Origin of the sequence: Umezawaea sp., assembly GCF_036375055.1 — a bacterium.
Lineage (GTDB): Bacteria > Actinomycetota > Actinomycetes > Mycobacteriales > Pseudonocardiaceae > Umezawaea.
Genome location: NZ_DASUSQ010000046.1, coordinates 262514 through 277473, shown reverse-complemented (window position 1 = coordinate 277473; position 14960 = coordinate 262514). Strand labels below are relative to the sequence as shown.

General features: G+C 72.9%; 12 protein-coding genes and 1 pseudogene. 4 read left to right on the top strand and 9 right to left on the bottom strand.

Going from position 1 to position 14960, the window contains the following annotated elements:
• Positions 1-186: 186 nt before the first annotated feature.
• The gene (locus VFZ92_RS14555) at positions 187-3504 is read right to left on the bottom strand and encodes a BTAD domain-containing putative transcriptional regulator (protein WP_330876434.1); all 3318 of its coding nucleotides are present in this window, start codon (positions 3502-3504) and stop codon (positions 187-189) included.
• Between the two features lie 782 nt (positions 3505-4286).
• Complete coding sequence (locus tag VFZ92_RS14550) at positions 4287-4658, bottom strand: hypothetical protein (protein ID WP_330876544.1); 372 nt, start codon at positions 4656-4658, stop codon at positions 4287-4289.
• Here VFZ92_RS14550 and VFZ92_RS14545 point away from each other — a divergent pair.
• Together VFZ92_RS14545 and VFZ92_RS14540 are read left to right on the top strand one after the other, a co-directional pair.
• Positions 4633-5076 (top strand): annotated as a pseudogene (locus VFZ92_RS14545) (helix-turn-helix transcriptional regulator); the annotation flags it as partial. The gene VFZ92_RS14550 and the pseudogene VFZ92_RS14545 overlap by 26 nt on opposite strands.
• A gap of 464 nt (positions 5077-5540) precedes the next feature.
• On the top strand, positions 5541-6998 hold the full coding sequence (locus VFZ92_RS14540) for a serine/threonine-protein kinase (RefSeq protein WP_330876433.1): 1458 nt from the start codon (positions 5541-5543) through the stop codon (positions 6996-6998).
• Positions 6999-7183: 185 nt separating this feature from the next.
• On the opposite strand, the gene VFZ92_RS14535 is transcribed toward VFZ92_RS14540, so the two are convergent.
• The 5 genes from VFZ92_RS14535 to VFZ92_RS14515 form a co-directional block, all read right to left on the bottom strand.
• Positions 7184-8008 (bottom strand): TY-Chap domain-containing protein, encoded by an 825-nt coding sequence (locus VFZ92_RS14535; RefSeq protein ID WP_330876432.1) that lies wholly within the window; start codon positions 8006-8008, stop codon positions 7184-7186.
• The gene (locus VFZ92_RS14530) at positions 8005-8166 is read right to left on the bottom strand and encodes a hypothetical protein (RefSeq protein WP_330876431.1); all 162 of its coding nucleotides are present in this window, start codon (positions 8164-8166) and stop codon (positions 8005-8007) included. Before VFZ92_RS14530 ends, VFZ92_RS14535 begins: the two co-directional genes overlap by 4 nt.
• Positions 8167-8264: 98 nt before the next feature.
• Positions 8265-9482, bottom strand: a complete 1218-nt coding sequence (locus VFZ92_RS14525; protein WP_330876430.1) for a CynX/NimT family MFS transporter — start codon at positions 9480-9482, stop codon at positions 8265-8267.
• 272 nt (positions 9483-9754) lie between these two features.
• Positions 9755-10261 (bottom strand): GNAT family N-acetyltransferase, encoded by a 507-nt coding sequence (locus VFZ92_RS14520; RefSeq protein WP_330876429.1) that lies wholly within the window; start codon positions 10259-10261, stop codon positions 9755-9757.
• A 261-nt stretch (positions 10262-10522) separates the two neighbouring features.
• Positions 10523-11338, bottom strand: coding sequence for a class I SAM-dependent methyltransferase (locus VFZ92_RS14515; RefSeq protein WP_330876428.1), 816 nt, complete (start codon positions 11336-11338; stop codon positions 10523-10525).
• 87 nt (positions 11339-11425) lie between these two features.
• Between VFZ92_RS14515 and VFZ92_RS14510 the strand changes: the two genes are divergently transcribed.
• A complete protein-coding gene (locus tag VFZ92_RS14510) occupies positions 11426-11908 on the top strand; it encodes a GbsR/MarR family transcriptional regulator (protein ID WP_330876427.1) in 483 nt (160 codons plus the stop codon).
• Positions 11909-12216: 308 nt separating this feature from the next.
• Here VFZ92_RS14510 and VFZ92_RS14505 read toward each other — a convergent pair whose 3' ends face one another.
• Together VFZ92_RS14505 and VFZ92_RS14500 are read right to left on the bottom strand one after the other, a co-directional pair.
• Positions 12217-12873: a response regulator transcription factor gene (locus tag VFZ92_RS14505; RefSeq protein WP_330876426.1), complete on the bottom strand. Its 657-nt coding sequence runs from the start codon at positions 12871-12873 to the stop codon at positions 12217-12219.
• On the bottom strand, positions 12870-14117 hold the full coding sequence (locus tag VFZ92_RS14500; protein WP_330876425.1) for a sensor histidine kinase: 1248 nt from the start codon (positions 14115-14117) through the stop codon (positions 12870-12872). The genes VFZ92_RS14505 and VFZ92_RS14500 overlap by 4 nt, the downstream gene beginning before the upstream one ends.
• Positions 14118-14325: 208 nt before the next feature.
• On the opposite strand from VFZ92_RS14500, the gene VFZ92_RS14495 reads away from it, so the two are divergent.
• Positions 14326-14856: a hypothetical protein gene (locus VFZ92_RS14495; RefSeq protein WP_330876424.1), complete on the top strand. Its 531-nt coding sequence runs from the start codon at positions 14326-14328 to the stop codon at positions 14854-14856.
• The last annotated feature ends 104 nt before the right edge of the window (positions 14857-14960 follow it).

Here is a 14960-nt window from a genome sequence, read left to right as displayed (position 1 = left end):
CTCCCAAGGCTCCTCAGGTCGCGGAGCACGTCCTCACGCCTGCTTCCCGGAGGTCTTCCGGGTCGCGGTCACGTCCGATGCCGAACGTGCTCACCGCACCGACGCGCACCCACCCGCCCGTCCGCTGGTGCCGCCGTGATCGACGCGCACACCCCTCCCGCTTCCCAGCTCCCGCCCCGCGGTTCTTCAGGCCACGCGCCGCAACCGGGCCCCGGCCCGCCGCGCGTCCCACTCCGCGCCGAAACCGCGGTAGACCGCCACGGCCTCCCGCACCGCCGCCTCGGCCGCGTCGCAGCTGCCGTGCCCCGCCAGCACCGCGGCGGCGTCCTCCAGCGCCTCGGCCAGCTCCACCGGCCGACCCACCTCCCGGTACCGGGCCACCGCGTCGAGCACGAGGACCGGGTCGTGGTCCACCAGCCCGCGGCAGCGCAGCGCCACCGCACCAGCCCCGTCGACCGCTTCGGCGCGATCGACCGCACGTGCCGCCACGTCGCGGTCGTCCGCCAGCAGCGCCAACCGCGTCAGCAGTGGCAGCCACCGGAGGTCGGGCGCCACGCGGCCGGGCGCGAGCACCCCGGTCAGCGCGGTGAGCGCGTCGTCCACCCGTTCGGCGCGTTCGGCGAGGACGGCTTCGGCGGCGGCTCGGAAGTCGTCCACGAAGTCCTCCCGGTGGTCTGCCCCGGCGCGCAGGTGCCGCAGCGCCACGTCCACCCGGTCCTGGCGGACCGCGACGAGCGCGGCGACGCCGTGCGCGGGGGGCGTCGGCCCGCGGTCACGGGGCCAGGGGCTCGGCGTCGGCTCCCGGTGGCCGTCGACCAGGTCGAGCGCGTCCGCCCAGCGACCCCGCCAGTAGCACTGCGCCACGGCGGCGAGGTGGGGCCGCGTCGTGCGCAGCAGCTCATCGGCCTCGTCCAGGCGGTCGAGGTGCTGGAGGGTGAACACCTTGTCGCCCACCAGGTCCGCGTGGACCTCCGTGGCCACGGGGACCGCGAGGGCCTGGTCGACCTGCCGCAACGCCTCGGCGTGGTCGCCGCGGGCTGTCGCCGCCCGCCACAGCCCGTGCCTGGCCTGCGCCACGGCGAAGTCGTCGCGCACCTCCCGCGCCAGCTCCAGCGCCCGGTGTCCGGCGGTCTCGCCCACGTCGCCGGTCAGCACGCCCGCGGTCAGCGCCTCCAGGCGGGCCCGCCAGACGGGCGGCGTGGCACGGTCGGCGACCGCTGCCCGCAGCACCTCGGCGGCGTCCGCGGTGCGGCCCTCGCGGTGGTGCGAGGCGGCCAGGATCCAGCGCAACTCGGCGACCAGGTCGTGGTCCCTGACGCGGGCCAGCGCGTAGCGGGCGTCGGCGTCGGCGCGGCGGCCGAGTCCGAACAGCAGGCGGGCCAGCCGGGCGGCGAGCCGTTCCCGATCGCCCGCGGGCACGTCCGACTGCGCGATGGCCGACCGCAGCAGCGCGACCGCCAGGTCCGGGTCTCGCGTCGCGACCGCGTCGGCGTTGGCGACCAGCCAGTCCACCACCCAGGGGTCGACCGCGGTCGACGCGGTGGCCAGCTGCCGCGCGACCAGGTCGACCGGCGACCCGGCCGCCGCGAGGGCTTGGGCGGCCTGGCGGTGCAGCGCGCCCCGCACGGCGGCCGGGGTGCCCAGGTAGAGGGCGCGGTGGACCAGGTGGTGCCGGAAGGCGAACGTGGCGCCCACCTCGACCAGGACGCCGGCCGCCATGGCCTCCTCCACGGAGGCGACCAGCTCGCGGACCGACTGCCCCGCCACGACCGCCGCGTCACCGGGCGCGAACGCGGTGCCCAGCAGCGCGGCCCGGCGCAGCAGGTCCAGTGCCTCCGCCGAGAGGAACGCCAGCCGCCTGGTCAGCGCCGTCACCAGCGAGGTCGGCATGTGCTGGTCCACCACCCCCGCCTCGGCGACCCCGGCGTGGAACGTGACGGCGTTCTCACGCAGCAACGCGTGGACCACTTCCTTGACGTAGAGCGGGTTGCCCCCCGCGCATTCCGCGAGCCGGTCCAGGCCCCGGCCGGGTGTGGCGCCCACCAGACCGGTCACCAGGGCGGTGACCTCGTCGTCCGCCAGCGGCCCGAGGACGACCAGTCCGCCCGCCTCCACGACCAGGCGCCGCACCCGCGCCACGTCCTCGCGGTGCGGCACCGGCCGCGTCACCGCGATCAGGAGCAGGGAGAGCCGGTGCGCCAGGCGCGACAGCCGGCGCCACAGCAGCACGCTGGCCTCGTCGGCCCACTGGAAGTCGTCGAGCGCCAGCACCAGCGGGGCTTCCGCGCACAGCTCGCGGACCAGGTCCACCAGGCGATCGATGGCGGTGAGCACCGGGTCGCCCGCGGCGTCGCGGTCGCCCGCCGCGGCCAGCAGGTCCTGGGCCAGCTCGACGCGGCGCGCGTCGGGGGACGTGACCGACACGTCGAGGGCGTCGAGCACCACGCGGAGGGGAAAGCGGCTGCCCAGCTCGTCGGCCGCCGCCCTGGCCACGCGGACGTCCGCGCCCGCCAGGCAGGCCGCCAGCAGCGAGGACTTGCCGATGCCCGGTTCACCCTCCAGCCACAGGACCCCGCCGCGGCCACCGGCCACGTCGGACACCGCGCGCCGCAGCAGCCCGAGTTCCCGGCGTCGACCGACCAGGGGTTCCAACGCCTGTCGGGGCCCGCTCGTCGGGGGAGTGGCGGAGGACGAGGTCGGGGGAATCGGGGACGGTCCGGCCGCGGGTGGGCGTGGGGGCGCATCGCCCTCCAACACCCTGCGGTGGGCCTCGCGCAGAGCGGGGCCGGGCTCGATGCCGAGCTCGTCGGCCAGCACGTGCCGGGCGTCGCGGAACACCTCCAGCGCCTCGGCCTGCCTACCCCCTCGGTGCAGCGCGGACATCAGCAGCGCCCGCAGACCTTCCCGCAGCGGGTGCTCGACCACCAGTCCCGCCAGATCGGCCGCCACGTCGGCGTGCCAGCCCAGCAGCAGCGCCAGTTCGGCGCGCCGCTCCACGGCGGCCAGTCGCAGTTCGTGCAACCGCGACCGCTGGGACTCGGCGAACCGGCCCGTCACGGAGAACAGCGCCTCGCCCTCCCACAGCGCCAGCGCGGCGTCCAGTTCGGCCACCGCCCGCTCGGGGTCGTGCCGCGCCAGGACCTCCGCCCGTTCGCGGTGCCGGTCGAAGCGGTGGACGTCCAGCGCCTCGCGGTCCAGTCGGAGTGCGTACCCGGCTCCCGACGAGGTGAGCACCACCCCGGCCGACCGCTTGGACCGCTCCGGCTCCAGCGCCCGGCGCAGCGCGGAGATGTAGGTGTGGAGGCTCGCTCCGGCGGTCGCGGGCGGCGCGTCGCCCCACACCCCGTCGATCAGCTCGTCCTTGGAGACCGCGTCGTTCGCCCGCATAGCGAGGACGGTGAACACGGCGCGCGTGCGCGCGGTGCCGAGGTCGACCTCCACGCCGTTGCGCCACGCGCGCACCGGGCCGAGCAGCCTGATCACCAGCGAAGAGGTCGTGCTCATCGGCATCGGGACACCCTCCGTGCGGAACAGGGACCGGGTGGCGGCTCTTGGCAATGGCGTATTTGTGCCGATTGGTATGCGGCATTCACCTCTTTGGCACGTTATCACGGGAGCGTTCCCAGAAGAATGCCCACAATCTGCCGTCTCAATTGCTCTTTCCGTCGGCCAAACGAGTGATGCTTCCTCTTTGGATAGTCTTCGAGCAGACTTCACAGTGGTTTTGTCGAAAGGCCCTTGGGATTCCCGGCACCGTGGAATCGGTGAGCGACTTCGCGGATGAGGGATTGTGCGATTCACCGGAATACCCGAAATCGGCGGCCTGCGCGGTGGTCGGCGGCCGTGAGCGCATCCGTCGCGGCAGGGCCTCGGGCCGGTTGGTCCTGCTCGCGGCGGGTGGGGTCAGTGGTCTGAACCACGAGCCTGTACCGCTCGAAAAGTCACCGCTGCTGGTCAGGCGACGTGTCCGTACCCGTGGACGAGACCGCACGGGATGCGGGTGCGCGGCAGCCTGCGGGTGCCGGGATCGGCGACCGCGGTGGGGTGCTGCCGAACACCGGTTGGTCGTTGGCCGCGGGCTTGGTGAGGAGGCCTTCACGGGTCTTGAGCGCCGCTTCTCGCAGGAGTTGTCGAATACCTGGCCGTAGTGGCCGTCACGGTCGCGGCGCGGGAAAGGCGGGAACTCCATCCGGTGCCCGAGGTCGGCGACGGGGTTCCCCGACAACCCGACGCGGTTGTTGCGCGGGGCAGATCGGTGGTGCCGGGACAGCGGTCGGTTCGGCGAATCACGACACCTGGCTCGTCGCGCTGCCGAGTTCGGGCACCACCGGGGACGTACGACGTGCCAGGGCTGTCGTCCGCCGCACGGCGACAACGCCTGTCCTGACTGGATCTCGGCTGTCGGGCCGTCGGAACGAGCAGAGCACGACCGCGTCGACCCGGCGGCTGATCGCCATCGACTCCTCGGCCGCGGTTCGCGCCAGGCCCGGTGGTGCCACCGCCGTGCGGACGGGGCCGAGCGCAAGGCCGCCGGAGCCGCGGTCGCGCTCGGGGCGCTGCCGCGCCGCGGTGGTGCCGCCGCGGGTGGGGTCGGTTCGCCGGGCCCCACCCGCGGAGCCGTCACCGGTTGATGGCCAGCAGCCGGTGCTCGACCGCATGCTGGACCTGGTGCTCGTCCCCGCGCTGCGCAGCTGGTTCGACAACCCGACCGCCGACGCACCGGCCTGGTGCCGGGCCCTGGAGCTGCCGGTGGTGGGCGACGCGCTGCGGCTGATGCACGACGCGCCCGCCCACCCCTGGACGGTGGCGGACCTGGCGGCCGGGGTGGGGGTGTCGCGCGCGGCGCCCGCCCGGCGGTTCACCGCCGAGGTCGGCGAACCGCCGATGGCCTACCTCGCGAACTGGCGGATCGCCCTGGCCGCGGACCTGCTGCGGGAGACCGACCACACGGTGGGCACGATCGCGCGCAAAGTGGGCTACGCCAACGCTTTCGCGCTCAGCGTGGCGTTCAAGCGGCTGCGCGGCACCCGGCCGAGCGACCACCGCAGCCCGGAACCGGTGTGGCGGGCGAGCTGACGCCCGCCACACCGGTCCGCGGTCAGCCGGGGAGCCGCGCCGACAGCGCGTGGTCGACCACGTCGCGCGGCCCCCACCTCCGCATCGCGGGTGTACGAGCCGTCACCTCCCGCGCTGGCGAGGGGGTCGCGTCACGCCTGGGACGGACGTCCCCGATGGACTGCGAGAACAGTCCGACGTCGACACCGGCTACGCTGACCCACGCCCCACGACCCCGTGTCCAACGCCCTGGGATAAGGCCCGTCACAGTGTCCGCCAGCTCCACGGCTCGCGCAGAGCGCCGAACGCCAACCGGCACCGAGTCGAACCACCACGCGTCTCGCACGGCTGTGGTGTTCCACGGTGCCACGCCACGTGACCGAGCGCATCCCGTCGCAGGAGGCGGGGGAGCGGAGCGGGGGAGCATCGTGCGGGACGAGGTCGTTGTGCTCGCAGGCTCTGTGGGCGTCCAGGAAGGGTGATCAGTGCAGCAACAGCAAGTCATCGCCAACCGCTACGCACTGCTCGTCGAGCTCGGCCGCGGTGCGATGGGCATCGTGTGGCGTGCTCAGGACCAGCTGCTCGGCCGGGCGGTCGCGCTCAAGGAGCTGCACCCGCCGCAGGGCATCGCCGCCGAGGAGTTCGCCGTGCTGGAGGAGCGCATGCTCCGGGAGGCGCGGACGGCGGGCAGGCTGAACCACCCCGCGGTGGTGACCGTCTACGACGTCGTCCGGGAGAACGGGCGCATCTACCTGGCGATGGAACTGGTCGACGCGCTCGACCTCGCCACCATCGTGCAGCGGCGCGGACCGCGCGACTCGGAGTGGATGGCGCACGTCGCGTTGCAGGTGCTGGGGGCGCTGGAGACCGCGCACCAGGCGGGCATCGTGCACCGGGACGTCAAGCCCAGCAACATCATGGTGCGCCCGGACGGCGCCGTGAAGCTCACCGACTTCGGCATCGCACAGGCGATGGACGACCCGCGGCTCACCCACAACGGCGGCATCGTCGGGTCGCCCGCGTACATGTCACCGGACCGCCTCAGCGGCTGGGAAGCCTCGCCCGCCTCGGACCTGTGGGCGCTCGGCGTCACGATGGCGCACGCGGTCGAGGGCATCAGCCCGTTCGAACGCACCTCCACCGCGTCGACCCTGCACGCGGTCATGAACGAGCCGCCGGTGCTGCGCCGGGCCTCGCCCGCGCTCGCCGACGTGATCCGCGGCCTGCTGACCGCTGACCCGGCACGCCGCCTGACGGCTCCCCAGGCACGTCACATGCTCACCGCCATCGCCCACGGCGCCGCGCCCGTTCCGTTGCCGCGCAACGGCAAGAAGAAGAACACAGGCCTCGTGGCCTCGGCGGTCGTGCTGGGCGCCGCGATGCTCGCGGGTGTCGCGTTCGCCGGTTACCAGGTCCTCAAGCCCGAGGCCACCACGTCCGGCAACGGGGACCCGGCCGCGAGCCAGAACCGGGAGGACTCCACCGAGTGGTCCGATCCCGCGTCCCTGCCGGTCGGTGCGCCCCTGCCGTCGCAGCGGATCGCCGTGTTCGGTCGCGGCGGCGACGTGCCGGAGTGGAACCTCTCAGGCACCCAGTGCGCCAAGGACTTCCTCATGCAGGGTTCGCCGGTGCGAACGAGCGCGCCGTGCGACGGCCCGCACGGCATCCAGCTCTTCTCCGCGGCGACCCCGTTGTGGGACAAGCCGAAGGACACCGCTTACCCCGGCACGCAGTGGCTCGCCGACTTCACGAAGAACTACTGCACCGAGCAGTTCAAGGTCGTCGAGCCCAAGTCGAAGGACGCCCTCGGCTACACCGGGCTCGTGCCCACCCAGAAAGAATGGGAGGCCTACGACGACGCCGCCGCGCCCGGCCGCCAGGAAGTGCTGTGCGTGCTGTGGAAGCGCGACCGGTCTTCGTTGACGGGGTCGCTCGTCGGCTAGGTGCGGGCCCCGCACGGTCACCGCGCTGAAGAACCCGCGGGCTGCGGTCGAGGCCGATGCCGTGGTGATCTCGTGGTCGGTGCCGGCCACCGCAGGCGCTCGCGACCGCAGGGTGGCCGAGGTCGTCGGCGACGCGTGTCGTCGTGGGGCCGGTGGGGTTCTCGGCAGGCGCGAGGTCACGTGGATCAGCCGAGCCCGAGTGCGGGGAACCCCACCGGGGTGGCCTCCGCGCCTGCCGGTTCGCGCCACGCGCGGTAGCGGAGTTCGTCCGGGCTGGTGATCCCGTACGCCTCGTGGAGTGCCGCGGCGCAGCACCTCGCCAGCAGCAGGAGTTCCTTCGTGAGCGCGGGGCGTCGAAGCGTGGACGTCCAGTTGGGTTGTGCGACGTCGGGCGCGACCCAGTCGAACCTGCGGAGCTGGAACTCGTCGGCGTCCTCCACGACGTCCCTCCCCGGCGCTTCCGCGTCGAGCCGGTCAGGGGCACCGGCGAACTGCACGTACCGCCTGGGGTCCGCCGTCGCGTGGACGATGAGGAACACGCGATCGGTCACGTCGCGGAGCGCGTCCGCGAGGCGTTGGGTGAACCGCTCCCAGTCGTGCGCGACCTTCCACGGCATCGGGACCGGTGTGAGCGTGGTGGTGAACTCCAGCTCCGCGTCGTCGACCGCGATCAGCTTCTCCAACGGGCCGCGGTGATCGGCCCGCTCGAAACCCTCCGCACCCGCCCGCGGATCACGCGTGGTCACCGCGTAGCCGCCCGGCCTGTCGGTGACGACCTCGACGGGCATGCCGTGGTAGGTGCCGGGGCGGGCGAGGTCGTAGCACTCCAGCACGTCGTCGTGCGCGAGGTGCTTCACGAAGGTGCGACGCCCCACCCTGGTGAACGACTCGTCGACCGCGTGGTCCGACGTGATCCACCACCTGTCGACCGTGTGCTGCAAGCGGTGGTCGACGTCGCGGTAGCGGACGAATCGTCCGGGCACCGGAAGCCGGTCGCTGTTGGTGCTCACCGGTGTCCGGCCCCGCGGTCGAGTTCGACGCCCTGAGGGGTGTCGAACACCGCGTTGAGGCCGAACGAGATCCGTCCACCGGACGAGGTGAGCCAGTCCGCGGACGTCGTCTCCACGAGGTCGCAGACCTCGACGGGCGCCATCGCTCTCCAGCTCACCTCTCGATCGTCTCACGCCGGGTCTGCGAACAGGCGGTGCGCGGACGATCCGGGCGTGATCCCGAACGCGTGGGACTCGGGCTCCCGGATCGTCGGCGCTAGCGCAGGTCGTCCTCGACGAAGCCGGGCCGTGCGAGCGCGATCGCCGGGATGATCGTCACGAGGATGACGGCGAGCAGGAACAGCAGCGGCACGGTCCACCCGCCGCTCACGTCGTGCAGCAGCCCGACGAGCAGCGGACCGAGCGCGCCGAGCGCGTACGCCACTCCCTGGGCGAAGCCGCTCAGCGCGACCGTGCCGCCGTGGGTCCGGGTGCGATCGTTGATGAGCACGAGGTTGATCGGGAACAGGATCGAGCCCGAGCCGATGAGCAGCACCCAGAGCAGTGTGAGCGTCGTGGGCGCGAGCAGCAGGCCGAGGTAGCCGAGCACGAAGCTCGCGATGCCGACGGCGATCAGCCGGCCGACAGTGCGCAGCCGCGCGACGAGCAGGGGTGCGACGAGTGCGCCGGGCACGCTCACGAGGCCGGTGACGGCGAGCAGCACACCGGCCTCGGTCGGTGTCGAGCCTGCGATGTCGCCGAGGATCTCGGGCAGCCACGCGAAAGCCGCGTAGGTGCAGATCGTGCTGGTCGAGAACGCCACGGTGATCGACAGGGCCACGCGTGACCGCCACAGCCGCGTGACGAGCGCGGGAGGCGGTGACTCGACAGCGACGGCCTCCGGGAGTCGCCCGCGGCGCTCCCGCGCGATGATGACGATCCACGGGACGAGCGCGACCACCGAGGTCACCGACCAGATGCCGAGCGAGAACCGCCAGCCGACCTGCTCGGCGACCGGAGCGGCGAGCGCGGCGGGCGCGGCCGTGCTCACGCCCACGACGCAGACGTAGACGGCGGTCAGCAGTGCTACCCGGTCGGGGAAGTAGCGCCGCACGATCGGCGGCAGCAGCACGTTGCCGATGCCCGTGCCGGCGAGCGCGACGACGCTGCCGGCGAGCAGCACCGCGAAGCCGGGGGCGAACGCGCGCACGAGATGACCGAGGGTCATGAGCGACAGCGCGAGCACGATGCCGCCGTCGAGGCCGAGGCGGCTGGCGACGCGCGGCGCGGTGAACCCGGACACCGCGAGCAGGACCGGCGGCACCGTGCCGAGCAGCCCGACACCGGTGTTCGACATCGGGATGTCCACCCGGATGTCGCCGAGGATCGGCGACATCGCCGCAACCGCTTGGCGCAGGGTGAGCGCGACGAGCACGATGCCCAGCAACGCGGCGGCGCGCCCCGCCCACAGCGGGAGGGGGCGGTGCTCGGGCACTCCCCGACCCTAGTGCGTCCTGGCCGGTCCGGGACCGTGCACTCGATCACCCGGACCGGAAGGGCGACGCTGGAACCGCTGCCGCCCCAGCAGTCCCGGTCGAGCCGGCCGTCGTGGACCACGCGGCGACCGGTCGACGGGATCCGGTGGCGGGTCCGAGCCGTGCACCACGGACTCCTCCCGCGGGCTCGGCGCGGCCTTGAGGACGTTCGTGCCGGGGGTGCCGCTGACGTCGATCGAGCGTCCACGTGGGTACCGACGGCACCGTGACGTCACGCCGTCGGTTCGGCAATCGTGATCCAGTAACGGCGGACGGGTCCGTGTCCGGTGTCCCGGACGTCCTCGAAGGCGCCGCCGAGACGCTCGATCGTCTTCGCCGAGCCGACGTTGTCGGTCGCGCAGACGAGCAGCACGCGGTCCATGCCGAGCACCCGCGCTTCGTCGAGCATCCGGCCCAGCGCCCAGGAGGCCAGCCCGCGCCGCCGCGCGGACGGCCGGATGCCGAAGCCGAGGTGGCCCGCCCACCGCACGTGGTCGGTGAACCCGTGGCGCAGCGCGATCCCGCCGAGCACCTGGTCGTCCTCGACGATCCACCGGCACATGGCCCGCTCCGACTCCTCGGCCGGCCGGGCGATCCACGCCGCGAACCCGGCCTGCGAATCGACGTCATCGGTCGGTGCCAGCCCGAAGCCGTCCTCGTGGAGGCCGGGCCCCCACTCGGCGTGCGCGGCGAGCCACGCGTCGTGCAGCCGCGCGGTGGGCGCGATCAGGTCGGGCACACCTCGATCCTATCGGGACGGAGACGTCCGGCGACCACTCGGCACCGGGCCGGTGGAGCTGTCCGGGTGGGCGGTCGCCGAGGCCGCTTCGACTGCTGAGCCGCGGAAGCGAGCTTCGTCCCAGTTCTGCCCGAGCCCGCCCTGCGACGGTGTGCGGTCGTGCGTCGGGCGCCTGGCCACCTCATCGCTCTGCGGTCGTGGGGGCGACCTGCTCCGAGGACCGGGAGCGAACCCGGGGTGAACCTCGAACCGGGCGGCGCGTCAGAACCGGAACCGCACGATGCGGGTGGACCGCCTCAGGCCCGGCAGCAGGTTCATGAGCCGGTACGCGCGGCGCACGCCCGCGGGTGCCTTGGCCGTGATCAGCGGCGAGTCGTTCATCGGTGCCTCGTCCACGTAGGACAGCCGCGGGTGCCACCGGGCCAGCGACGCCGGGTCGTCGAAGCCGCAGTGGAACCGGGTGCCGTACCCGCGCAGGGAGGGGTCCCACTTCGACATCCGCCACCCCCACACCGACACCGTGTCGAACTGGAGCTGACCGGTGGGGAAGGCGTCGACGACGGTGGTCAGCAGCCGTCGGAGGTCGGCCTCGGTCAGGTAGGGCACCAGGCCCTCGGCGATCACCAACACGGGCCTGCCGCGCGGGATTCCGTCCAGCCACGCGAGGTCGGTGACGCTGGAGCCGATCAGGGTGCAGTGCTCGTGCGGCGGCAGGAACCGCCGTCGCAGGTCGATGACGGCAGGGTGGTCGAGGTCGTACCAGTCGACGGTGGCGGGCGGGTCGATCCGGTGCACCCGCGCGTCCAGGCCGCAGCCCAGGTGCAGCACCACCGCGTCGGGGTGGTCGGCGAGGAAGGCCAGGGCCCAGTCGTCGTGGGCCTTGGCGCGCACCACGGCGGCGAGGCCCATCTGGCTGGTGCCGAACCTGCCCCGGTCGTAGTCGGGGTCGAGGCGGCGCATCGTCCGCTCGGCGTGCTCGTCGCCGAGGATCGGGTCCGGCAGCAGGTTGTCCAGTGCCTTGGCCCTGAGGACGGGGCTGAGGGTCTTCTGCGCCCCGACGAGTCCGGTGTCGTTCACGCCGACTACAATACTCGTGTTTCACGAAATTCGTGAAATCAAAAAAGTGGCCGGCACCGTGGGGTCACGACGAGGAGAGGAGCTTCGGTGACGCGAGCGGACGACGACGCCATCGCCGGCTTCCGGGAACGGTTCGCGCAGATCATGGTCGAGTCCGGCATGCCCCGGATGGCCTCGCGCGTGTTCGCCGCGCTGATGGTCACCGACTCCGGCAGGCTGTCGGCCGCCGAACTCGCCGAGCGGCTGGACGTCGGCGCCTCGGCGATCTCGGGGGCGGTCAAGTACCTGGTGCGGGTGCGACTGGTCGAACGCGGTCGCGAACCGGGCAGCAGGCACGACTTCTACCGGATCCACGAGCACACCTGGAGCCACTTCATCAGCCAGTCAGACCCCGTGCTGGCCCAGGTGCAGGCCGGCGCCGACGAGGGAGCCGCGCTCGCGGGTCCGGACTCCCCGGCCGGGCGGCGGCTGGACGAGACCCACCGGTTCTTCGTGTTCCTGCGCGAGGAGATCAACCAGTCGATGGCCAAGTGGCGGCGGCTCCAGGCGGCCGAAACCGAGGCGGGCTGAAAGCACGACCCGGCCGCGGAACCGGCGACTCACGCAACGGCACCCGCTCCGGGACGGCCGCGAGGAACGCTCGACGATCGTCGGCGAACTCGAAACCGTGTTCACCCCCGGTGCGGGCGAACTCCGCACCCGTCAACCCCGGCGCGATCTTGCGGCCCGGCCCGGCTCAGCCGGACGACGCGCGGCCACCACCCCCGGACTGGTGTCCCCACCTCCCGTCGCGGAGGAACACCACCGGGTCAGGACACCGGCGAGGCCGACACGAGCCCTGGTCGGTCACCGCTCGGCACCACCGCCGGGCGGTCCGGTCAGCCGCCTTCGACGAGGTTCGCGTCGTGGGCCAGGATCGCCGCCTGGACCCGGTTCGACAGGTCGAGCTTGGTCAGCAGACGGCTCATGTGCGCCTTCACGGTGGCCTGGCTGTTGTGCAGCCGCTCGCCGATCTCCGTGTTGGACAAACCCCGGCCCACGAGCGCGAGCACCTCGCGTTCCCGGTCGGTCAGCACCTTGAGCCGGTTGCGGGCGTCGTCACCGACGGGGGAGTCGCGTTCGACGAACGCCGAGATCAGGTTCCGGGTCACCGACGGCGACAGCATCGCCTGGCCCTCGGCCACCACGTGCACGGCCTTGATCAGGTCGCGGGGCGGGGTGTCCTTGAGCAGGAAACCCACCGCGCCCGCCCGCAGCGCCGCGTGCACGTACTCGTCGAGGTCGAACGTCGTGAGCACGATGACCTTCGGCGGCTCCGGCAGCAGGGCCAGCGCCTTCGTCGCGGTGAGCCCGTCCGACTGCGGCATCCGGATGTCCATCAGCACCACGGTCGGCCGGTGCGCCCTCGACTCGGCGACGGCCTCGTCGCCGTTGCGCGCCTCCCCGACCACGGTGATGTCGTCGTCGGCCTCCAGCATCGTGCGCAGGCCGACGCGCATCAACTCCTCGTCGTCGGCGATCAGGACCCGGATCATCCGGCGGGGACCGCGATCGGGATCCTGGCCGCGATCCGGAAGCCGCCGCTGTCCGACGGGCCGGACTCGAACTCGCCGCCGACCAGCGTCAAGCGCTCCTTCAGGCCGGCCAGCCCGTGTCCGCCGCTGGGCAGGTCGATGCCGGTCGACCGGCGCGGCGCGTCGTTGCGCACGCTCACTTCGAGACGGTCGGGCAGGAAGCGCAGCGAGATCTCGGTGCGCGCCCCGAACGCGTGTTTGTGCACGTTGGTCAAACCCTCCTGGACGATGCGGTAGGCGGTCCGCTCCGCCACGTTCGCGAGCCGCCGCCTGCCCTCGACGCGGTAGTCGACCGGAACCCCGGCGCTGCGCGACTGCTCGACCAATTCTGCCAGGTCGTCCAGGGTCGGCTGCGGGGCCAGCGGCGCGCTGTCCTCGACGTCGTCGACCTTGAGCACGCCGACGGCCTGCCGCAACTCGCCCAGGGCCTGCCTGCCGATGTCGGCGATCCGGGTCGCCGCCTCCGCGACCGCGACGGGTTCCCGGCCGGGTTTCATCTCCAGCGCCCCCGCGTGCACGACCATCAGGCTCACCCGGTGCGCCACGACGTCGTGCATCTCCCTGGCGATCCGGGTGCGCTCCTCGGTGCGGACCTGCCGCGCCAGCAGCAGTCGTTCCCGTTCCAACCGCTGTGCCCGTTCCCGCAGGGACGCCAGCAGACCGCGCCGGGCGTTCACGTACAGGCCCAGGACGATCGGCAGCACCACGGCCACCAGGACCACGACCCCGCTGAAGCCGAGGACCAGGTACAGCGCTGCGGTGCCGGGCACGTCGGTCCAGGCCCACGGCTTGAGACCCGCGACGGCGGCCAGCAGACCCCCTCCGGCGAGCACGACGCGGGACGTCCCGCTCGCGGCGAGGGTGTACAGGGCGATCGTGAGACCCAGCAGCGTCGCGTGGCCGAACGCCTCCGCGACGATGATCACCGACAAGACGGCCGCGGGGAAGCGGCGGCGTGCGACCAGGGCGAGGGTGAACGCCGACCCCGCGAGGTGGCTGAACAGCCCGGCGACCGAGACGACCTGGGGTGTGGCGGCGGGTTGGCCGGTGGCGGCGATGGTCGGCAGGAACGGCGCCGTCCACGCGGCCAGCAGCCACGCGAGTACCGGCACCGCCGTGACGACGAGCGCCAGCGCGATGTCGAACGCCGCACCGCGCCGAGTCCTCCACCAGCCGAGACCAGGTCCTTCCCGCGTGCTGTCCACGGCAGACAGCCTAAGCCGGTCGTGTCGGGGCCGCAGTTGGCCGACCGGCTGCTCGCGCGGTCCGGAAGTCGTAGATCGCGCTGCCCGGACCACCGACTTCGGGAGGGGGTGGCGACCGCTCGCGGGCCGATGCGCCGGTCAGCGGGTGGACGACACGATTGGTCGCAGTCCGGCGAACGGCGCTCGGACCCGGAGGAAGAAGGAAACCATGGACACCGGCCTGCCGAAGGCCCCTCGCGTCACCGCTGCCGCGGACCCCGCCGACGGGCCCGTGCCACCCGAGTTGCGGACGGTCTTCGTCCTGCTGTTCACCAACCTCGGCCTGAGCGTGGTGCTGACCGTCCTGGTTTTCGTCTTCCGGGACAGCCTGGTCGACCACCAGTTGGCGCACACGGTCCTCCAGCCCGGCACCGACGTCGAGCGGTTCCGCACCGCGCTGCACCAGCAGGTGTGGTTCCGCGTCGCCGGGGTGCTCCTGGTGTCGGCCGTGTACCTGCGCGTCGGCTACCGGCTGCGCCGCGGCCACCGCGCCGCCTACCGCAGGGTCGTCTGGATCTCGATCGGCGGCCTGCTCGGCCTGCTGTCGTTGCTGCTGTCCGACAGCTACCCGTGGTGGATGCGCGTCGAGCAGCTCGCCCAGGGAGCCGTCCTGGCCGCGCTGCTCTGGTGCGTCACCCGGCCCGCCATGCGCGACCGGTTCGCCAAGGAGAAGAAGCTGAAGGCGGGCTTCCTCCGCTGACCGTCCACAACGGATCGAGCCGCGCTGCCACGACGAGCGCGCCGGGGAGCTGGTCGAGGGTGGGCGATGCGTGCCCCGCCGGTGGTCCGCGCCCGGCGCAGGCT